The following is a 20,017-nucleotide window of genomic DNA, read 5'->3' on the forward strand; positions in this document are numbered from 1 at the left end:
GGTCGAGACGGACAGCCAGGTTCCGTCACAGGCTTCCCGAAAGCTAAGAACGGGTCACCGCCAGCTCCCCGAGAGCGGCTACCCGGCCTGCCAGGTCCGCCACACCCTTGAGCAGAGCGAGGCGGTTGGCCCGCAGGGCCGGTTCCTCCGCCATGACCAGCACCCGGTCCAGGAACGCGTCCACCGCTGGACGCAGGCGGGCGACGGCCTGGAAATAGGCCGTGTAGTCGCCGGCGTCCAGCGCCCGCCCGGCGGCCTCGGCCGCGGACTGCAACGCCGCGTGCAGCTCGCCCTCCTCGGGTTCCCGGAACAGGGCCGGATCGATGGGACCACCTTCGGCCCGCCCGGCCAGGTTGGCCGCCCGCCGGTGTACGGTCAGCACGTCGGCGGCCAGGGGCGACGCCAGGAGCTCCGTCACCGCCCGGGCCCGCGCCCAGACGCCGGCCACGTCGGTGCGGTCCACCGCCAGCACCGCTTGGATCACGTCATGGGCATAGCCCGCCTCGGCGAGCAAGACCCGCAGCCGCGCCGCCAGGAAGTCCAGCAACCGGTCCCGGACCGCCGCCGGGTCGAACCGGACCTCCACCGTGGGCGGCGCCACGGGCGGCCGGTAACCGGCCAGGGCCTCGTCCAGCACGGCGTCCAGCGCCGGCATGGCGGCCCCCGGCGGCAAGACGAGCCCTCGCCCCACCCCCATGGCAGCGGTGCGGTCCGGGCCACCGCGACCGGTCCCTGGGACGCCGCGAGACGCCACCGGTTCGTCGCGCGACGGGGCGTGCCGCACCGGATCCGACCCGGGCGCGGGGTCGCCGGCCGGCGCCTGCCCGCCCGCCGGGTCCACGGCCTGCGCGCCGCCCTGCTGCGGGGCATCCGCGCCCCGGGCGGCGTCTCCGGCCAGCAGCCGGAGCAGGCCGACGGCCGCCCGGCGCAGGCCGTAGGGGTCCTGGGAGCCCGTGGGCTCGAGGCCCGCGGCGAAGCAGCCGGCCAGGGTGTCCGCCCGGTCGGCGATGGCCAGCAACAGGCCCGGCCAGGTGGACGGCAGCTCGTCGTCGTCCCCGCCCCGCGGCAGGTACTGCTCGGCCAGGGCCTCGGCCACCGCCGGCGGCTCGCCGTCGCGGAGCGCGTACTCCCGGCCCATCCGGCCCGCCAGCTCGGGGAACTCGTAGACCATGGCGGTGACCAGGTCGGCCTTGGCCAGCCGGGCCGCCCGGACGGCGTGCTCGCGCTCCGCCGCCGGCAGGCCGAGCCGCTCCGCCAGCCAGGCGACCAGCCGCTCAAGGCGCCGCGTCTTGTCGAGCAGGGTGCCGAGGTCGGGCAGGAAGGAGACCCGCTCCAGGTCGGGCACCCGATCCGCCAGGCGCCGCCGCAGGTCCTGCTGGAAGAAGAACCGGGCGTCGGCCAGGCGGGCGCCGATCACCCGCTCGTTGCCCCGCCGGACGGTGTCCAGGTGCCGCTCGTCCCCGTTGCGGACGGCGACGAAGTGGGGCAGCAGCCGGCTCTCGCCAGGCCGGCGCACGGGGAAGTAGCGCTGGTGGACCTTCATGGTGGTCACCAGCACGTCCCGCGGCAGCTCCAGCATCCCCTCGGCGAAGGATCCGACGAAGGCCGTCGGGTACTCCACCAGGTCGACCACCTCGGCCAGGAGCTCCGGGTCGACCTCCACCTCGCCGCCCACGGCCGCGGCCGCCGCCCGGGCCTGCTCGACGATGCGCTCCCGACGCTCCTCCGGGTCGACCACCACGTAGGCGTCGGCCAGGCGGCGCCGGTACTCCTCCTCCGAGGCCGAGGCCAGCTCCACCGGCCCGGGGTGGAGGAAGCGGTGCCCGTAGCTCACCCGGCCCGCCTGCACCCCGGCGAAGGCGAAGGGCAGGACCTCCTCGCCCAGCAGGGCCACGAGCCAGTGGACCGGCCGGACGAACCGGTGCTCCCCCGCCCCCCAGCGCATGGTGCGGCGGAACTCCAGGCCGCCGAGGATGCCGGGCAGCGTCTCCGCCAGCACCGCCGCCGCGGGCCGCCCCTCCTCCACCTTGCGCGCGAACACGTACTCGCCCTGCGGCGTCTCCCGGACGACCAGGTCGTCGACCGCCACGCCCTGGGCCCGGGCGAAGCCCAGGGCGGCGCGGGTGGGCTGCCCATCGGGTCCGTAGGCGACGGCCCGCGCCGGGCCCCGGACCCACGACTCCCGCGACGCCTGGCGCGCGGCCAGCCCCTTGACCACCAGGGTCAGCCGGCGCGGCGTGCCCAGCGCCCGCACCAGCTCGTAGGGCAGGCCGGCCTCCGCCAGCACGGTGCCCGCCCGCTCCGCCAGCTGGCGGCGGGCCTCGGCGCAGTCGGCCGCCGGGATCTCCTCGCAACCGACCTCCACCAGCAGATCCAGCCGCTCCTCCATGGCTTCCGCTCCTTCCCGGGATGGGGCGAGACCCGCGGCCCGCCCCGGCGCCGTCGGGCCGGGGCCGCCCGGCCCCGGGACCCCATCCCCTCCGATCCCGTCCCTCCCGTCCCGATCCCGTCGGGGCGCGGAGGCGCCCATCGGGAGGGCCGTCGGCCGCATCCCGCCCGGTGGCCCGGGGCCGCTCGGCCGGGCCCACCGTGGGTGGGCCGCCCGATCGTCGTCCCACCCCGGCCGCGGGGTGGGACGCCGGCCGGCCGCGCGGGCTAGCCCTCGGCGACCCGCACGGCCGGTTCGTCCGACCGGGACGAACCGGCCGCCCACGCGCCCACCTCGAGCAGCGGGTAGCCGAGCCGCTCCCGCTGGGCCAGGTAGACCTCCGCCGCCTTGCGGGCGAGCCCCCGCACCCGGCCCAGCAGCGCCGTGCGCTCGTTGGCGCTGACGGCGTTGCGGGCCTCCAACACGTTGAACAGATGGGAGCACTTGAGCACGTAGTCGTAGCCGGGCAGGACCAGGCCCCGCTCCAGGGCCCGGGCCGCCTCGCGGGCCGCGTCGTCGAACCAGCGGCGCAGCATGTCCACGTCGGCGCGCTCGAAGCTGTAGGCGGAGTGCTCGTACTCCGCCATGCGGAACATCTCGCCGTACGTGACGCCGTCGACCCAACGGATGTCGAAGACGGTGTCCACGCCCTGCAGGTAGGTGGCGATGCGCTCCAGGCCGTAGGTCAGCTCGACCGAGACCGGCTTGCACTCGAAGCCCGCCACCTGCTGGAAGTAGGTGAACTGGGTGATCTCCATCCCGTCCAGCCACACCTCCCAGCCCAGGCCCCAGGCGCCGCCGCTGGGCCACTCCCAGTTGTCCTCGACGAAGCGGATGTCGTGCTCCTCGGGCCGGATGCCCAGGGCCTCCAGGCTGCCCAGGTAGAGCTCCTGCACGTCGGGCGGCGACGGCTTGAGGATCACCTGGTACTGCCAGTGCTGGTAGAGCCGGTTGGGGTTCTCGCCGTAGCGGCCGTCGGCCGGCCGGCGGGACGGCTCCACGTACGCCACCCGCCACGGCTCGGGGCCGAGGGCGCGAAAGAAGGTCAGGGGGTTCATGGTGCCGGCGCCCGTCTCCACGTCGTAGGGCATGGCCAGCACGCAGCCCTGCTCGGCCCAGTAGCGGTTGAGCCGGAGGATCATCGCTTGGAAGTCCACGGGGCTCGTCCCTCCTCGTGACGGACCGCCTGCGCGGGCCACAACGGCACGGGCCGCCCGTCCCCTCAGGGACGGGCGGCCCGTGCCGCCCGCGGTTCCACCCTGCTTGGTCCCCCGCCGGGGTGGCGGGAGGACCCACCTCGTCCACGTGGGCTTTACTCGGTCGGACCGGCCACCGCCCGGCGGCCCCATGGCCCGCCTCGGCCCCCCGGTGGGGGACGCTCGGGGCTGTCGCAGCCGGCCCGCCTTTCCTCCCACCGGCTCCGGGGCGCCTTCGCCCGGCTCCCGGGCCGGCCTCCCACCGCCGCCGGCTCGCTGATCCGGGTGCACCGGGGTACTCCTCCCCATCCTCGCCGCCTTCGGACGGCGGGCCGGGCGCGCCCGGCCCGCCGCTGCCGTTGTCAAGGTCACCCTGGGCCGTCGTGCGCCGACGCGTGCCGTGCGCCGGCGCGCCGCCTCGTCCGCCGACCCGTCGCCGCCCGCGCCCGCCTGCGGCCGCCGTCGCCGACCGGTGGGGCGCGGCCTACCCGAGGGCGCCCTCGTCGTCGCCACCGCGCCCGGGCTCCGCCCCCGAGCCCCCGGCCGCGCCGCCCGACGGCGGTTGGCCGGCGCCGCCGGCGGCGGCGCCGGTGCCCTGACCCGGCCCCTGCCCGTCGCTGTCGCTGCGGCGTTCGACCACGATGGTCGCCCGCGTGACCAGGGCCGCGATGACGCCGACCACGGCGAGCATCGGCGCCAGCAGGGCGCCGAGCGCCCCCACGGTGACCGGCAGCTCCACCAGGGTCTGGCCGTCCTGGTTGCGGATCACGATGCGCCGCACGTTGCCCTCGTTGATCAGCTGCCGCACCCGGTCGACCAGCTCGGCCCCCTGCACCTGGATGCGCTCCTGCCAGGTGTTGCGACGGGCCTCGTCCTCGAGCCGGATCAGCGCCTGGACCACGTCGCCGCCGCACGCATCCAGGATCTCCTTGGCGCGCCGGTAGCTGACCCCCGCCCGTTCCCGCAGGATGTCGATCTTCTCCAGCTCCGTCACCCGCTTCACCCCCTCCGGCCCGGCCGCCGGATCCGGCACGGGGTCGCCGACGCCCGCCCATGGGAGCCACGGCGCCGGCGTCCCGTCCCGCTGGACGCCGCCGCGGGCGCCCCACCCGCTCCGGGCCCGTCCCCCGCCTTGGGCGAGCGAGCTAGCGCGGCGCCCCCGACGACCACCGTGCTTCCTCCAGTATGGCCAGAAAGCCGTGGGACCGAAAGGGCCGACCGAGGTGGTAGACCAGGTGGGTCTGCACCACCTCCGCCGCCCGGGCCAGGACCGTGTCGCCCGGCCGCAGGCGGGCGGCCAGGGTCGGCGTCAGGCGGCGCACCCGCCGCAGCACCTGCCAGGTGGCCGGGTCCAGGGGGAGGGCCGCCGGGCGCTCCGGGGCGCATCGCTCACAGAGGACGCCCCCCGCCTCGGCGCTGTAGGCCGCCGGGCGGCCCGCGCCGGGGAGCGGCCGCGGGTCGCCCGCCGCCGCGGTCGGGGCCGCTTCCGCCGCCAGCGGTCGCCCGCAGCCCTGGCAGGCGTCCAGCTGCATGCCCAACCCGGCCAGGTCCAGGAGCCTGAGCTCGGCGTGGCGCAGCCACAGGGCGTGGACACGGCCGTCGGCGGGCGCCGCGTCCAGCCGGCGCAGGACCGCCAGCACCACCGGGAAGACGCCGGGGCTGGCGGCCCCCTCCTGGGTGAAGGCCTCGGCCAGCTCGGCCACGTAGGCCGCGGCGGCCAGGGCCTCGAGGCTCGCCCGCAGCCCGGTCAGCGCCTCCAGCACCTGGACCTGGCTGACGCCGTCCAGCGAGCGCCCCTTCCAGAGGAGGAACCGGCTGTGGGTGTAGGGCTGGACCCCGGCGGCCAGGGAGCTCTTGGGACGCCGCACCCCCTTGGCCAGGACGGTGCGGCGCACCCCCTCCCGGTCCAGCAGCGTGACCAGGCGATCCCGCTCCCCGTATTCCCGGGTTCGCAGCACGACGCCCTCGACGGTGTACAGCGGCACGGGCCGACCTCCCGGTCACCCCTCGGTCTTGCCGCCCGGCGCCGGTTCACCCCGCCGCCCGGAACAGCAGCCACGTCGCGGTCAGAAAGTACACCAGCGTCCCCACCACGTCCAGGGTGGTGGTGACGAAGGGTCCCGACGCCACCGCCGGGTCCACCCGGAGCCAGTGGAGGGCCAGGGGCACCAGCACGCCGATGGCCGCCGCCACCAGCGTGTTGACGCCCATGGCCACCCCCACCGTCACGGCCACCGGCCCGTCGCCCAGCACGGCGTAGACCAGCACGGCGCTGGTGGCCGCCAGGGCCACGGCCAGCAGCAGCCCCACCTGCAGCTCCCGCAGCAGCACCCGCGGCGCCTGCCCGCGGGCGATCTCCCCGGTGGCCAGGCCCCGCACCGCCGTGGCCAGCGACTGGGTGCCCACGTTGCCGGCGGTCGCCGCCAGCAGGGGGATGAAGTAGGCCAGCTGCGCCACCCGCTCCAGCGTCCCCTCGAAGCCCTGGATCACCTTGGCCACCACCAGCTCGCCCAGGAGCAGGCCCACCAGCCAGGGCAGCCGCAGCCGGGCCCGCAGCCAGGGGCTCCCCGCCGCCGCGACGCCGTGGGGGGTGGCCGTCAAGCGGTAGATGTCCTCGCTGGCCTCCTCCTCCAGGACGTCCACCACGTCGTCGACGGTGACGATGCCGAGGATGCGGCCCGCGCCGTCGACCACGGGCACCGCCAGCAGGTCGTACTTGGCCACCACCCGGGCCACCTCTTCCTGGTCCATGTCGGGCGGCACCGTCACCACCCGGGTGCGCATGATCTGGCGGATCGGCGTCTCGGGCGGCGCCACGATGAGCTCCCGCAGGGAGAGGACCCCCTGCAGCCGCTCCTCGCGGTCCACCACGTAGACGTAGTAGATGGTCTCGGCGTCGGGAGCCAGCCGGCGGAGGGCGTCGATGGCCTCGGCGGCCGTCAGGTCGTCCTGCAGGGCGACGAACTCGGTGGTCATGAGGCCGCCGGCGGTGTCGTCCAGGTACGCAAGCAGCGACCGCACGTCGGCGGCCTCGTCCTCCTGCAGCAGGCCCAGCAGGTCCACGGCCCGTTGCGGCGGCAGCTCGCCCAGCAGGTCGGCCACCTCGTCGCTGGACATCTCCTCCAGCACGGCGCCCGCCCGGCGGCGACCGAGGACGGCCAGGACCTCGGACTGGACGGCCGCGGGTAGCTCCTCCACCACCTGGGCCGCCTGCTCGGGCGGAAGCCACGCGAGCAGGCGGGAGCGAGCCTCGGCTGGCATCTTCAGGACGAACTCGGCCAGGTCGGCGGGATGGACCTCGGCGGCCAGGCGCACCGCGGCCTCGGCTTCCCCGGCCGCCACCGCCCGCGCTAGCTGCTCCTCCCATCCCTTGGCCGCTGCCGCGCCGTGGGCGGGCGCGGCCTCGGAGCCGGAGCCGGCCGGGGCCGGTTCGTCCCCCCGGGCCCCACCGGCCCCCGGGCCGACGGGCCCCGGGGACCCGCCGGTGCGCTCCCTCTCCATCCCGCCGGCCATGGTCCCACCCCCTCGGCCCGGGTGGCCCCCGGACCCGCTCCGGGGCCCGGGGCCGCGGCACCGCGAGGCCCTGCCCGCGGCGACGGCCCCGTCAGTCCCGGAAGCCGAAGTTGCTCAGCGCGCCCTGCTTGTTGCGCCAGTCCGGCTTGACCTTGACCCACAGGTCGAGGTAGATCTTCGAGCCCAGCAGCGCCTCCATCTCCATCCGCGCCCGCCGCCCGATCTCCTTGAGCATGCGGCCCCGCTCCCCGATCAGGATGCGCTTCTGCCCCTCCCGCTCGACGTAGATCGTCGCCGGGACGTAGACCACGCCGTTGGGGCGGCGCTCGACCCGCTCGATCTGCACCGCCACCGCGTGGGGCACCTCCTCCCGGGTCAGGTGGAGGATCTGCTCCCGGATCAGCTCCGCCATGATCTGGGCCTCGGGCTGGTCGGTGATCATGTCCTCCGGGAAGAACCGCGGCCCCTCGGGCAGCAGCCCCTCGATGGCCGCCACCAGCTCCGGGACGCCGACGCCCTGGAGGGCGGAGATGCAGTGGACGGCGACGAAGGCGCCCAGCTGGCGGAAGCGCTCCGCGATGGCCGACACCTCGCCCGGGGCCACCTGGTCGATCTTGTTGACCACCAGGATCTTGGGCGTCGCCACCTCCGCCAGCTGCTCGGCGATGTAGCGGTCGCCGGGGCCGGGCTCCCGGTCCGACGCCTCCACCAGCCAGCAGATCACCTCCACCTCCTGGAGGGTGCGGCGGGCGATGCGCACCATGTGCTGGCCCAGCAGGTGCTGGGGCTTGTGGATGCCCGGCGTGTCGACGAAGATCAGCTGGGCGCCGGGCCGGTTCAGCACCCCGAGGATGCGGGTGCGGGTGGTCTGCGGCTTGTCGGACATGATGGCGATCTTGCGCCCGATCAGCTGGTTGAGCAGCGTCGACTTGCCGACGTTGGGCCGGCCGATCAGGGCGACGAACCCCGAGCGGAAGGGCGTCTCGCCCTCCCCGCCCCCCGCCGCGGCGCCGGCGGCCCGTCCGCCGGCCTCCGCCCCGGATCGTGCCGGCTCGCCGCCGGGATGCGGCCCGGTCCCCGTCATCGCACCGCTCCTCCCCTCCTCCGCGCCTTCGGCGCACCCGCAGGCCGCGGCCCCGGCCGCGCCCGCGGTCCGGAGGCCTGCCGTCCCCCGGCCGGCCGGCGGCGCCCCCGTCACCGCCCCCCGGTCCCCTCGAGACCCTCCGCCCCCTCCGCCGGTTCCTCCCCCGAGCCCTGGGACGACGGCGGGCCCGACGCCTCGATGCGGGCCGACGCCGGCACCAGGTGCACCCAGGTTGGGCCCGACGCCAGGCGGACCGGCCGGCCGTCGGCCTCCAGCCACCGGGTCGGCGCCGTCGGGCTCGCCTTCTGCCAGCGGCCCTCCCGCAGCCGGCCGCCGCTGGCGATGAGCAGGCGGCCCTCCCCCGCGAGCTCGACCTCCAGGCGTCCCTCGGCGTCGCCGGCGATGGTCCGGGCGGGCACCAGCTGGATCAGCAGGTTGGCCGGCGTCAGGGGGTCGCCGGTCTCCTCGGCCACGTGGGGGCCGAAGGCGGTCTCCCGCAGGTAACCGGCGCCCGTCCAACGATAGCGAACCCAGCCCCGGCGCCACCCGGGCCAGTGGATCACCAAGCGGTCCACCCGTTCGCCCGTCGGCTCCTCGCCCGCGCTGCGGAATGCGAAGGGGGACGGACGGGGCGGCGCGGTGAGCGCCCAGCCCCGCTCCTCCGCCGCCGTCAGGGCGACGGGCAGCGACGCATAAAGATTATGGGGCATCTTCCGCCGCGCGTCGCGGGTGAAGACCCGGCGCCCCCCGCCCCGGGGATCGGCCCGGACCCCGTCCAGGTCGTCGAGGCCGGTGCGGACGATGCGGGCGTAGTGCTGGGGACTGCCGCCGGCGTGCACGTAGATCGCGTCCCACTCCAGGGCGAGGTCGAGGAAGTAGTGGCGCGAGCTGCGCACGGGGCCGACCCGCTCGGGGCGCTGGGTGACGAACAGCGCCAGCAGCCGGGTGATGCCGCCCTCGGCGGGCACCTCGTAGACCAGGTCGGCGGCGGTCAGCCCCGCCTGGGGCCGCGCGTCGGGATGGTTGTCGATGCTGACCAGCACGGGACGCTGTCGGAGCAGGTCGGGGCGGGACATCGGCAGGCCAGTCAGCGGATTCACCGGCGGCGGGGCGGGCGCCGGCGGTTCCGCCGGGGGCGCGCCGCTCCCGGGCGTTGGGGCCGGGGCCGTCGCGGGGCCGAAGGGGCCGCAGGCCCCCAGTAGCGCCGACGCGGCCAGCAGCGCGGCGACGACCAGGCGCCGGGCGCTGCGGGGGCGGGACGTCGGGTCCGCGACGGATGGGGTGAGGGCCGCAGGCCGCGGGGACCGGCCGGCGCCCGGGCCGGAGCTCGGGGCGGGACCGGGCCGCCGGGCGGGGCCGGGGCCAGCGCCCCGCGTCACCGCTGGGGGTGGGGAGGTCGCCGGGGTCGGGGTCGTCAACCTTCTCCCTCCTCGTTGCGGGGCCGGGGACCGCGGCCGCCGGCCGGTTCGTCCCCGCTGGCGGGTCCCTGGCGGGCGGCCTGGCGCACCGCGCGCGAACTTATGACGAGGTACAGGGCCACCAGCAGGGGCCCGAGCCGCCAGGGCTGGTCCCTGGCGTGGACCAGGAGGAGGCCCGGTAGCCGGCGCAGCTCCGCGCCGAGCACCACCAGACCGGTGACGGTGGCCAGCAGCGCCGCCACCAGGACGGCGCCGGCCGCCACGTCCTTGACCCGGCCGGCCAAGGGGCGGAACCCCTCGGTCGCCAGGTCGACCGCCCCCTCGATGGCCGTGTTGATCCACTCCAGCAGCACCACCAGGCCCGCGGCCAGCAGCAGCAACGCCCACTCCTCCGGCGTGGCGCCCAGCCACCAGGCGGCCGTGAAGAGCAGCGTGGCGGCGGCGAGGTGCAGGCGCATGTTGGCCTCGGTGCGCCAGATCCAGAGGAAGCCCGCCCAGGCGCAGCGGAACGACTCGGCCAGGCTGCCCGCGCGGCCGGGTCCGGGGCGGGAGGGCGGGCGGGAGCCGGTGCGGCCGGCACCGGGGTGCGCCGCCTCGCCCGTGCCGCCGGCGGATCCGTGGCCCCGGCGCCTCATGGCCGGCTCAGGCCGCACGCGGCCAGGGCCGCCTCCGCCTTCCGGTGCATCAGCCGCTCGCCCTCCGCGTCAGGATGGTCGTAGCCCAGGAGGTGCAGGACACCGTGGGCCAGCAGGTAGCCCACCTCCCGGTCCAGCGAGTGGCCGTACGCCTGGGCCTGGGTCGCCGCCCGCTCCAGGGAGATCACCACGTCGCCCAGGGGCACGGGCTCGGGCTCGGGGGCCGGTTCGTCCCCGGCACCGGCGCCCCCGGACCCGCGGGCGCCGGCCTTGAGCCGTTGGATCTCCGCGGGTTCGAGCTGGGGAAAGGAGAGGACGTCCGTCGGCGCATCCTTGCCGCGGTAGCGCCGGTTGAGCTGGCGGATGGCCGCGTCGTCGACGAAGGTCAGGGCGACCTCCACCGGGAGCGCGAGGCCCTCCGCCTCGAGGAGGCGCCGCACCAGCCCGGGCAGGAGCGTCTGCCAGTGGCCGGGAACCGCCAGGCGCTCCTGCCGGTTCCCGATGCTCAGCACGGGTTCCGGCCCTCGCCGTTCCCGGCTCCCTGCCATGGGCGTCCGTCGCCTCCTTCCCCGGGGGCGGATGCGGCACCGGGATCGTCGTCCCCCGCGCCGCCCGCCCGGATGGCCGGCGGCGCCTCCGCCGCCCCAGCCGCCGTTCCCGCGCCGCCGCGTCCGTCGACCGGGCCCCTGCCGGGGCCTTCAGCGGCCGGGCCGGCGCGGGCCGGCCGGCCCGGCCGGGCACCGCGCTCCCCCTGGCCGTCCTTCGGGCCGGCGCCCTTGCCGGCGCCGGCCCCGCCGCCCTCCCTGGCGGCCCCCTCCTTGCCCGCGCCCTCCTTGGCGGCGGCCTCCTTGCGGCGGGACCGCTCCATCTCCTTGAGCACCGCCTCGGGGTACTCGATGCGGTGGTGGAACACACCGGTCAGCACCCGCACGAAGGTGTCGGCGATGCGGTCCAGGTCGCGCAGCGTCAGATCGGCGCGGTCGAGCTGGCCGTCGTTGAGGCGGTCCTTGATGATCTTGCGCACCACCTGCTCGATGCGGCCGGGGGTGAGGTGCCCCAGCGAGCGGATCGTCGCCTCGACGGCGTCCGCCAGCATGACCACGGCGGTCTCCCGGGTGGTGGGCGGCGGCCCGTCGTAGCGGAAGTTGCCCTCCAGGACCTCGGGCTCGCCCCGTTCCTGGGCCCGGCGCAGGAAGTACTCGACCCGCGTCGTGCCGTGGTGCTCGCGGATGAAGCGGATGATCTCCTCCGGCAGGCCGTGCTGGCGCGCTAGCTCGATGCCGTCCTTGACGTGGGCGGTGATGATCAACGCGCTGAGGTTCGGGGAGAGCTTGTCGTGGGGGTTCTCGCCGCCGAACTGGTTCTCGATGAAGAAGTAGGGCCGCTTCACCTTGCCGACGTCGTGGTAGTAGGCGCCCACCCGGGCCAGCAGCGAGTTGCCGCCCACCTCTTCGACGGCGGCCTCGGCCAGGTTGGCCACCATCAGGCTGTGGTGGTAGGTGCCCGGCGCCTCCACCAGCAGCCGGCGCAGCAGGGGCTGGTTGGGGTTGGCCAGCTCGATCAGGCGCACCGGCGTCACGAGGCCGAAGAAGCTCTCCAGGAAGGGCAGCAGGCCCAGGGTGAGGACGGCCGCCAGCAGCCCGCCGAAGGCGGCCCAGCCCACCTGCTTCCACACCGCGAGGTCGACCAGGGGCGGGCTGCCGAACATCAGGGCCAGGGCCAGGGTCGCCAGGGCGTTGACCGCGGCGGTGATGGCTCCGGCCCGGATGAAGTCGGAGCGATGGCCGAGACGCGAGACGGCGAAGGCGGCCGCCGCGCTGCCGAACCAGGCGACGGTGCCGAAGCGCAACCCGTCTCCCGCCATCGCCCCCACCGCCACGGCCAGCAGCATCGCCGCCACCAGTGCCGTGCGCGGGTTGAGCAGCACGGCCAGCAGCATCGGCCCGGTGGCGACGGGCATCAGGTAGGGTGACACCGGCTGCAGCAGCCGGGCGAAGACCAGCGTGATCAGCGGCACCAGGCCGAAGAGGACGAAGCGGGGCTCGTCCTCGTAGACGCGGCGGTCGAAGGTGGCCAGGTAGAAGCCGCCCGCCGCCATCCCGAGCAGGACCAGCAGCGCCGTCCCGGCCCAGATCCCGGCCAGGCTCCACGGGCTCTCCTGCAGGAGGCCGGCGTCCCGCAGGCGGACCATGTCCTCCTCCGTGATCTTCTCGCCCGCCTCGACGATGACCTCGCCGGGCACGATGATCACCGGGTCCACCTGCTCCATCGCCCGGCGGCGGGCCTCCTCGGTGCCCTCGCGGTCGAAGATCAGGTTCGGGCGCAGGGCCCGGCCCCCCACCAGCCGCAGGAAGTCCCGCAGCGGCCGGGGGTAGTCCAGGCCGTCGATCTCCTCCCCCAGCCGCAGCCGCGTGGCCGCCAGCTGGTCCTCCTTGATGCCCTGCTCCAGCAGGCGTTCCAGCAGGCCCAGCAGGTCCCGCCGCATAGCGGCCAGGGTGGCGTCGTCCACCGTGAGGACGGCGTCGGCCACCTCGGCGGGCAGGGCGAAGCCCAGCCTGCGCTCCAGCTCGCGACGGTCGCCCGCCGCCGGGGGCGGCAGGGACGCGCCGTCGGCACCCCCGCCTGCGCCGGCGCCCTGCCCCACGGCGGCGTCCGACCCGGCGGATCGCGCCGCGCCCGCGGTGCCCCCCTCGGCGCCGGCGTCCTGCCCCTCGCGGGCGCGCCGCGCCATGGCCTGGCGGACCTCCGCCACCGCGGCGAAGGCCGCCTCGACCTGGGTGCGCACCTGCCGGACGGCGCCGTCGTCCTCCTGGTACTGGTCGGGCACGGCCTGCGCGGCCTCCTGGCGCAGGCGTTCCGTGGTGGGCCGATCCACCAGCTGCTTGGGCGCCACCAGGTCGCGGGGTGCGGCCTGGCCGGGTCGCACGCGGACCTGGGAGGGGGCCACCGCCGTGGCCAGCAGCAGGGTGAAGCACAGGAAGAACAGGCCGCCCCACATCAGGCGCCGCACTTGGGGCTCACGCCACTGTCCCCCCAGGTGACGGTCGAGCCAGTGGCCCAGGCCGGCAAATCCTCCACCCATCGCGTCCACTCCCGGTGCGGGTCGGCGTTGCGGCGGGCGGGGCCGCGCCGACCCCGCCGCGGGGGCGATGCCCCGTTCCCCCCCTCGGCCCCGGCGGAGTTCCCGCGGGCCCGGGCCACGGTCACCGGCCCGCGGGCACCGCCGCTACCGCCGCCGGCTGTTGCCCCGGATCGATCCCAGGCCCCGCCTCGGTCGCCGCTCCGCGCCGCTGCCGGGCCGGGCCGGCTCGCCCCCGTGGGCATCCCCCGCCCGGTCGGCCCCGGGCTCGGCCGCCACCTCTCCGTCGCCACGGGCGACGGCGTCCCCCTGCTCCTGCCGCTCGTAGGCCTCGTACGCCCGGATGATCCGCTGGACCAGCGGGTGTCTCACCACATCCTGTTCCGTCAGGTAGATGAACTCGATGCCCTCGATCCCGCGCAAGACGTGCTGCACGTGGGTCAGCCCCGAGTGCCGACCGCGGGGGAGGTCGACTTGGGTGACGTCACCCGTCACCACCGCCTTCGACCCGAACCCGAGCCGGGTCAGGAACATCTTCATCTGCTCCGGCGTGGTGTTCTGCGCCTCGTCCAGGATGATGAAGGAGTCGTCCAGCGTGCGGCCGCGCATGTACGCCAGCGGCGCCACCTCGATCAGGCCCCGGTTCATGTACTTCTGGAAGGTCTCCACCCCCAGCATGTCCCACAGCGCGTCGTAGAGGGGCCGCAGGTAGGGGTCGACCTTCTCCTGCAGGTCGCCGGGCAAGAAGCCCAGCTTCTCGCCGGCCTCCACCGCTGGGCGGGTGAGGATGATGCGGGCGACCTGGTGGGCCTTGAGGCTGGCGATGGCCACCGCCATGGCCAGGTAGGTCTTGCCGGTGCCGGCCGGCCCGATGCCGAACACGATGCCGTTCTTGCGGATCGCCTCCACGTAGCGGCGCTGCCCCAGGGTCTTGGGCCGGATCGGCTTGCCCCGCGCCGTGGTCACGATGACGTCGTCGGCCACCTCGGCGATGCGCTCGGCCCGGCCCTCCCGGGTCAGCTGGATCGCGTAGCGGACGTCCTCCGGCCCCAGCGCCACCCCGCGCCGCACCTGTTCCAGCAGGCCCTGGAACAGCGTGGCGACCTGGCGCACCTCGTCCGGCTCGCCGCGGACGCGGATGTGGTCGCCCCGCGACACGATCTGGACCGGGAAGCTGTCCTGGATCAGGCGCAGGTGCTGGTCGCCGCGCCCGAACAGCTGAAGCGCCTCGTCGTGATCCGCCAGGTCGATGACCGCCACGTAGCCCTCGCCGGCCGGCGGCGCCGTGCCGTTGGGCTGCCGCGCTTCGGGCAAGGACCCCATCGCCCTCCTTTGCGTCCCCGGTGACCGCTCACCGGACCGTGAACGGGCGCTGCACGCCGATGTCCTCGATGGCTTCCACTGTGGTGCGGACGCCGACGAACCCGGCGCCCCGCTGGACCACTTCGCTGCCCACCGCCACCACCCGGCCGCCTGGCGGGAGGGCGGCGGCCACCTGGGCCACCGCCTGCCGTTCGACGCTGCGGACCGCCTGCTCTGCGGTCACCGTCCGCCGCGCCAGCACGACCTCGTGGCGGACTTCCCTCACCAGTTCGACGGGGGGCGGACCATCCCTCCACCCCGGCAAGGCCAGCAGGGGACGCCGTTCCACCTCGTAACGGCCCGGCTGCCCCCGCTGCCAGTATACCGGCACGCGCCAGGGCCCGATACGCAGGACCACCTGCTGCCACGCCCGGCCCGTGCGCACCGGCTGCGTCCGTTCCAGGGGTACCTCCCGGTATTGGCTGTACCAGGTGCGCGCCCACACGCGACCCAGCGCGGCCACGGGCTTGCCCGCGGGTGGCGGCGTCCCCGGGGACCGCCCATCCCGCGGCGGCGGTGGCGCCGCGTACTCCCCGCGGATCAGGATCTGCCCGGCCTTCACCACCTGCCCCGGCTGCACCAGCGGCTCCCCGCGCAGCGCCAAGACCTGGACGATCACGCCCGGCCGCCGGGCCACCACGTGGGCCGGCCGGTGGGCGGGCACCGCGGGTGCGGGCTCCTTCTCCACCACGTCCAGCACGACCTTGACGCCGTAGTGGGTGATGCCCACCCACGCGATGCCGGGGACCTCCAGGGGCAGCCGCTGGGCCAGGCGGCGCAGGTCGACGGCGGCCTTCGGCACGCCGGGCCGCAGGCCGACCCGCGCCAGTTCCTGGCGCACGGCGGCCTCGGACAGGTGCTCCAGCCCGCGGATCTCGATGAACCAGATGCGCCCGGACAGGACGTAGACCAGCAGGGCGGTCGCCAGGGTGCCCGCCAGCAGGACCCGTCGGCGCGCCATTCGGCGCCACAGGAAGGGCCACCCCGCCCGGCGACGGAAGCGCACCCGGCACCGGGTCTGGCGCGCCACGGCGCGCAGGGTCCCGATCTGATCCAGGGCGATCCAGGCGCGGAGGCCGCCATCCGGCTCGCGGCGGACCCGCCACAGCACCGCTCCGGCGGCGGCCAGCCGGTTGACCAGGGCCTCCGGCCCCGTCTCCGGGAGGGGCGACGCCACCGCCGGCTCCCGGCCGCCGCGGCCCCGTCGCACCCCCTGTGGGGGCGCGACGGGGCGACGCCGGGGCGACGGCGCCACGGCGATCTCCACCGCCCCGGCCAGCAGGCGCCATAGCCCCCGGTTCAAGGTCCCTCACCCGCCGGCCCGGGCAGGAAGCGGACCTGGTCGATGCGCCCCTGGACCCGCAGTTCCTCCCGGTCGATGCGCCCGATGGCCAGGCGGTCCCCCGTGACCTCCAGCCGGCCGCCGGGCACCGCCACCAGCAGGTGGGCGGCGTCGAAGCGCAGCACGCCCCGATGGTTCTCCACCACCACTTCCAGCGGGCCCAGCAGGGTGATGCGAGGCAGGTTGCGCACCGCATCCCGCGGCAGTTCCAGGGCCTCGGCCAGGGCGTCCTCCACGCCGCCCAGCCAGCGACGCCAACCCTCGCCGCCCCTGCGCCCATCCCGCGCCAAGGCGCCGCCTCCTTTGCGTGCACAAGCCTCCGCTGAAGGTTACGGCGGCGCACGGGGCGATATGATGGCGGCGCCGCGGCCGCGCGGTCAGCGACGCCGCAAAAGATCCGGCCCGGGATGCCAGGGGCGCAGGGCACGGGGTGGGGACACGACCTCGAGCCACAGCCAGCCGGCCACCAGGGCCGCCCGGCGCTGGTCGGGAGCGGTCCGCGCCGCCACGGGCAGAAGGACGCGGCTCGCCGCCGCAGCGGCGCCGGGGAAGGCGTCCTCAACTGCGGGGGAGGGGACGGCGGCCGTCTCCCCGGCGGGGGAGCCGGCGGCGGGACCGCCATCCGGCGTCGACGCCGCGCCCGCCGCCGGCGCCCGGTGCGGCGGCCGCGGCCGCTGCCGTCCCCGGGGTCCTGCGGTTTCGTCGGGCCCGGGTTGCCCCTCGACGCCCGGCGTGCCCTCCTCGCCCGGCGCGCCCTCGCCGGGGGCGAAGGGCTGTCGCCGGGACCTGGGCATGGGGGCCGCCGGCCCGCCCCCCGGGGCCGTCGGGGGACGCCGGCCGCGGCCATCGGCCTCCCCTTCCATCCCGTCCCCCAGGAGATCCTCGAGCTGGCGCATCAGCTCGCCCCAGACGTCGCCCCACGGACCGGCGGTGGGCTCGGGCGCGGGGCGCGGCGGCCGCCCCGGCCGGGCGGGCGGCCGCTCCCGCGGGGCAGCGGGGGGCGCCGCGGCGTCCGGCACCCGTCCGCCGTCGGCGCCGGGACCGGCCCCCTCGGCCGGATGCCGCCCCACCGTCGCGCTCCTGGGGCTGCCGGCGGGCGCAGGGCGCCGGGTCGGCGTCTCGTGGGGCAAGGTCGGCGGCAGCGGCGGCCGGGCGGGCGCGGGGCGCGGGGGGCGGTCCCCCTGCCGTGCCGGCGGCCGCCCCCGCCGCGGGCGGTTGCGGTAGAAGTCGGCCAATCCGCGCAGGATGCTGGCCAGGACGCCCAACAGGAGGACGAGCTCCACCCCCGCGTCGGCCAGCCACTGGAACCAGCCCGGCATCGTCAACCCCCCTGGGCGATCCCCGCTCCCTGCGCGGGCTCAGCTCCCCCGCTCGGTGGGCTGCCCGGACGGGGGCTCCTCGCGTCCCCCACCCCCGGCCAGGGACGCCCGCATCTCCGTGTCCGCCTGCAGGTTGCGCAGGGCGTAGTAGTCGAAGACGCCGAGCCGGCCCTGGCGGAAGGCCTCGGCGATGGCCAGGGGGATCTGGGCCTCGGCCTCCACCACCTTGGCGCGCATCTCCTGGACCCGCGCCCGCATCTCGTGCTCCGCCGCCACCGCCATGGCCCGCCGCTCCTCCGCCTTGGCCTGGGCGATGTTCTTGTCGGCCTCCGCCCGGTCCATCTGCAGCTGGGCGCCGATGTTGCGGCCGACGTCCACGTCCGCGATGTCGATGGAGAGGATCTCGAAGGCGGTGCCGGCGTCCAGGCCCTTGTTGAGCACGACCCGCGAGATGGAGTCGGGGTTCTCCAGCACCGCCTTGTGGTCTTCGGCGGAGCCGACGGTGGTGACGATGCCCTCGCCCACCCGGGCGATGATGGTCTCCTCGCCGGCGCCGCCCACCAGCCGGTCGATGTTGGCCCGCACCGTCACCCGGGCCTTGACCCGCAGCTCGATGCCGTCCTTGGCCACCGCCGCCACCACCGGCGTCTCCACCACCCGCGGGTTGACGCTGACCTGCACCGCCTGCAGCACGTCGCGCCCGGCCAGGTCGATGGCCGCCGCCCGCTCGAAGGTCAGCGGGATCTCCGCCCGCTGGGCCGCGATCAGGGCGTCCACCACGCGGTCCACGTTGCCGCCGGCCAGGTAGTGCGCCTCCAGCTTGTCCAGGCTGACGTCGATGCCCGCCTTGTCCGCCTTGATGAGCGGGTTGATGATCCGGTGCGGGGGCACGCGGCGCAGGCGCATGCCGATCAGGGTGATGATGGGCACCCGCACCCCCGCCGCCAGGGCCGAGATCCAGAGGCCCACGGGGATGAAGCTGAACACCACCGCCAGGGCCACCAGGATCAGGCCGATGGCCACCAGCAGGATCGGCCACGAGAGGTCGGCCAACGTCCACCCCTCCCTTATCCCGGACGGGGGTGGGAGAGGCGGACACGGACCGCCGCCGCCCCCACCCGCGCCATTCGCTGCCGCCACCCATCCCGGGACGGTCGCCACCGGCCCGCGGGCCCGCACCCCGCGGGGCGGACGGGCCTACGCTCGTTCGCCGGTCCGGGGCCCGGGCCCCTCGCCTCCGTCCGCACCGGGGCGGTCCATCCCGTCGCCGGCCACCGCTCGCACCACCACGCGGCGTCCCTCCACGCGGATGACCTCCACGGCGGTGCCGGCGGGCAGATACTCCCCCTCGGTCACCACGTCCACGCGGCGCCCGCCCACGGCCGCCGTCCCCGCCGGCCGCAGGGGCGTGAGCGCCCGGCCCCGCTGCCCGACCAGGGTCGGATCGGCCGCCGTCGACCGGACGCCCTCGGCCTCGCCTAGGCGGGTGGGCAGCGCCAGCCGCCGCCACAGGCCGCGGCGGCCCGCCACCCGTCCCAGGGCCACGACCACCGCCAGCGTGACCACGATCCCGGCCAACAGGGCCTCGAGCCCCCGCCTGACGTCACCGGTGACCAGCACGATGGCGGCGCCCATGGCCAGCAGGCCGGCCATCCCGAAGATGCCGAAGCCGGGCATGACCAGCTCCACCGCCATCAGGACCACGCCGACCAGGAAGAGCAGCGCCGCCTCCCAGCCGGCCACGCCCGCCAGCAGGTGGCCGCCGAAGAACAGGGCGAGGCTCGCGAGCCCCACGATGCCGGGGAAGCCGAAGCCGGGGACGTAGAACTCGGCCACCAGCCCGGCCATGCCGATGGAGAGCAGGATGGGCGCCACCACGGGGTCGGTGACGAAGCGGGCCAGGCGCTCGCCGGCCGTCGGGGCCAGTTCGTCCACCGGCAATCCCGCCCACCCGGCGCGGGCCAGGGCCTCCTGGCGGCTGTCGGCCAGGCCCTCGATGAAGCCGATGGCGTGGGCCCGCTCGCCGGTGAGGGTGAGGATGTGCCCCCTCTCCACCAGCTGGGGGATCGCCACGTCCTTGTCGACCATGGCCGCGGCCACCTGGGGGTCACGGCCGCGGCTCCGGGCGGCGGCCTCGAACTCGGCGCGGACGAAGGAGATGGTCTTCTCGTCGGCCGGACGCGGCTCCGCCGCGCCCAGGGTGGCGTCGGGTGCCATGTAGAGCGCAGGGGCGGCGATGGCGATCAGGGCTCCCGCGGAGATGGCCCGGTCGGGCACCCAGGCGGCCAGCGGCACCCCGGCGTCGACGGCCGCGTCGATGGCGCCGCGGATCTCCGTGGCGCCGTCCACCCGGCCGCCGAAGGTGCTGATCTCCAGCAGCACCGCGGCCCGCTCCCGCTGGGCCTGGGCAAGGCCCCGCATCACGAAGCGGGCCAGGCCCGGTTCGATGTTGCCGCGCACGGGGATCACCAGCACCCGCTGGGGCGGCGTGCCGCTGGCGGAGGAGGCGGCGGCCGGCGGCGAGGGCCCGCGACCCGGCGCCGACGCACCAACGGCGACGGCCAGGGCGAGGGCGAGGGCCGCCATCCCCCGGACCAGCGCCCCTAGGCCGCCCATCGCACACCGGAACCGCCGATCCACC

The 20,017-nt window shown here is 76.2% G+C and carries 16 protein-coding genes; all 16 read right to left on the reverse strand.

From position 1 onward, the window contains the following. Positions 1-43: 43 nt before the first annotated feature. Entirely contained in the window at positions 44-2,389 is a 2,346-nt protein-coding gene (glyS, locus tag E1B22_RS02495; RefSeq protein ID WP_135224426.1) for a glycine--tRNA ligase subunit beta, read from the reverse strand. Between the two features lie 266 nt (positions 2,390-2,655). Continuing rightward, the gene (gene glyQ / locus E1B22_RS02500) at positions 2,656-3,585 is read right to left on the reverse strand and encodes a glycine--tRNA ligase subunit alpha (RefSeq protein WP_135224427.1); all 930 of its coding nucleotides are present in this window, start codon (positions 3,583-3,585) and stop codon (positions 2,656-2,658) included. A 523-nt stretch (positions 3,586-4,108) separates the two neighbouring features. After that, entirely contained in the window at positions 4,109-4,627 is a 519-nt protein-coding gene (locus E1B22_RS02505) for a DUF4342 domain-containing protein (RefSeq protein WP_243123650.1), read from the reverse strand. Between the two features lie 142 nt (positions 4,628-4,769). Continuing rightward, a complete protein-coding gene (recO, locus tag E1B22_RS02510; protein WP_135224428.1) occupies positions 4,770-5,609 on the reverse strand; it encodes a DNA repair protein RecO in 840 nt (279 codons plus the stop codon). Between the two features lie 46 nt (positions 5,610-5,655). Beyond that, on the reverse strand, positions 5,656-7,137 hold the full coding sequence (gene mgtE, locus E1B22_RS02515) for a magnesium transporter (protein ID WP_243123652.1): 1,482 nt from the start codon (positions 7,135-7,137) through the stop codon (positions 5,656-5,658). Positions 7,138-7,228: 91 nt separating this feature from the next. Then, positions 7,229-8,221, reverse strand: coding sequence for a GTPase Era (gene era, locus E1B22_RS02520; protein WP_135224429.1), 993 nt, complete (start codon positions 8,219-8,221; stop codon positions 7,229-7,231). 110 nt (positions 8,222-8,331) lie between these two features. Beyond that, positions 8,332-9,600 (reverse strand): DUF3048 domain-containing protein, encoded by a 1,269-nt coding sequence (locus E1B22_RS13100; protein WP_167758939.1) that lies wholly within the window; start codon positions 9,598-9,600, stop codon positions 8,332-8,334. A gap of 35 nt (positions 9,601-9,635) precedes the next feature. After that, positions 9,636-10,274, reverse strand: a complete 639-nt coding sequence (locus tag E1B22_RS02530) for a diacylglycerol kinase family protein (protein ID WP_135224431.1) — start codon at positions 10,272-10,274, stop codon at positions 9,636-9,638. Continuing rightward, positions 10,271-10,786, reverse strand: coding sequence for an rRNA maturation RNase YbeY (gene ybeY, locus E1B22_RS02535; protein ID WP_243123653.1), 516 nt, complete (start codon positions 10,784-10,786; stop codon positions 10,271-10,273). Before ybeY ends, E1B22_RS02530 begins: the two co-directional genes overlap by 4 nt. Beyond that, a complete protein-coding gene (locus E1B22_RS02540) occupies positions 10,780-13,356 on the reverse strand; it encodes an HD family phosphohydrolase (RefSeq protein ID WP_243123655.1) in 2,577 nt (858 codons plus the stop codon). The genes ybeY and E1B22_RS02540 overlap by 7 nt, the downstream gene beginning before the upstream one ends. Positions 13,357-13,500: 144 nt before the next feature. Next, the gene (locus E1B22_RS02545; RefSeq protein WP_243123656.1) at positions 13,501-14,667 is read right to left on the reverse strand and encodes a PhoH family protein; all 1,167 of its coding nucleotides are present in this window, start codon (positions 14,665-14,667) and stop codon (positions 13,501-13,503) included. 37 nt (positions 14,668-14,704) lie between these two features. Further along, the gene (yqfD, locus tag E1B22_RS02550; RefSeq protein WP_135224433.1) at positions 14,705-16,018 is read right to left on the reverse strand and encodes a sporulation protein YqfD; all 1,314 of its coding nucleotides are present in this window, start codon (positions 16,016-16,018) and stop codon (positions 14,705-14,707) included. After that, entirely contained in the window at positions 16,015-16,347 is a 333-nt protein-coding gene (locus E1B22_RS02555) for a YabP/YqfC family sporulation protein (RefSeq protein WP_135224434.1), read from the reverse strand. Before E1B22_RS02555 ends, yqfD begins: the two co-directional genes overlap by 4 nt. Positions 16,348-16,434: 87 nt before the next feature. Beyond that, complete coding sequence (locus E1B22_RS02560) at positions 16,435-17,376, reverse strand: hypothetical protein (protein ID WP_135224435.1); 942 nt, start codon at positions 17,374-17,376, stop codon at positions 16,435-16,437. A 39-nt stretch (positions 17,377-17,415) separates the two neighbouring features. Continuing rightward, positions 17,416-18,429: a flotillin-like protein FloA gene (gene floA, locus E1B22_RS02565; RefSeq protein WP_135224436.1), complete on the reverse strand. Its 1,014-nt coding sequence runs from the start codon at positions 18,427-18,429 to the stop codon at positions 17,416-17,418. 144 nt (positions 18,430-18,573) lie between these two features. Beyond that, a complete protein-coding gene (locus E1B22_RS02570; RefSeq protein WP_243123657.1) occupies positions 18,574-20,016 on the reverse strand; it encodes a nodulation protein NfeD in 1,443 nt (480 codons plus the stop codon). Between the last annotated feature and the right edge of the window lies 1 nt (position 20,017).

It is taken from the genome of Thermaerobacter sp. FW80 (genome assembly GCF_004634385.1).
Lineage (GTDB): Bacteria > Bacillota > Sulfobacillia > Thermaerobacterales > Thermaerobacteraceae > Thermaerobacter > Thermaerobacter composti.

Excerpts from the sequence above, each read along its gene's own strand:
- E1B22_RS02540 (WP_243123655.1), bottom strand. The coding sequence starts at position 13,356 with ATGGGTGGAGGATTTGCCGGCCTGGGCCACTGGCTCGACCGTCACCTG.
- era (WP_135224429.1), bottom strand. The coding sequence starts at position 8,221 with ATGACGGGGACCGGGCCGCATCCCGGCGGCGAGCCGGCACGATCCGGG.
- glyS (WP_135224426.1), bottom strand. The coding sequence starts at position 2,389 with ATGGAGGAGCGGCTGGATCTGCTGGTGGAGGTCGGTTGCGAGGAGATC.
- E1B22_RS02530 (WP_135224431.1), bottom strand. The coding sequence starts at position 10,274 with ATGAGGCGCCGGGGCCACGGATCCGCCGGCGGCACGGGCGAGGCGGCG.
- E1B22_RS02560 (WP_135224435.1), bottom strand. The coding sequence starts at position 17,376 with ATGCCGGGCTGGTTCCAGTGGCTGGCCGACGCGGGGGTGGAGCTCGTC.
- mgtE (WP_243123652.1), bottom strand. The coding sequence starts at position 7,137 with ATGGCCGGCGGGATGGAGAGGGAGCGCACCGGCGGGTCCCCGGGGCCC.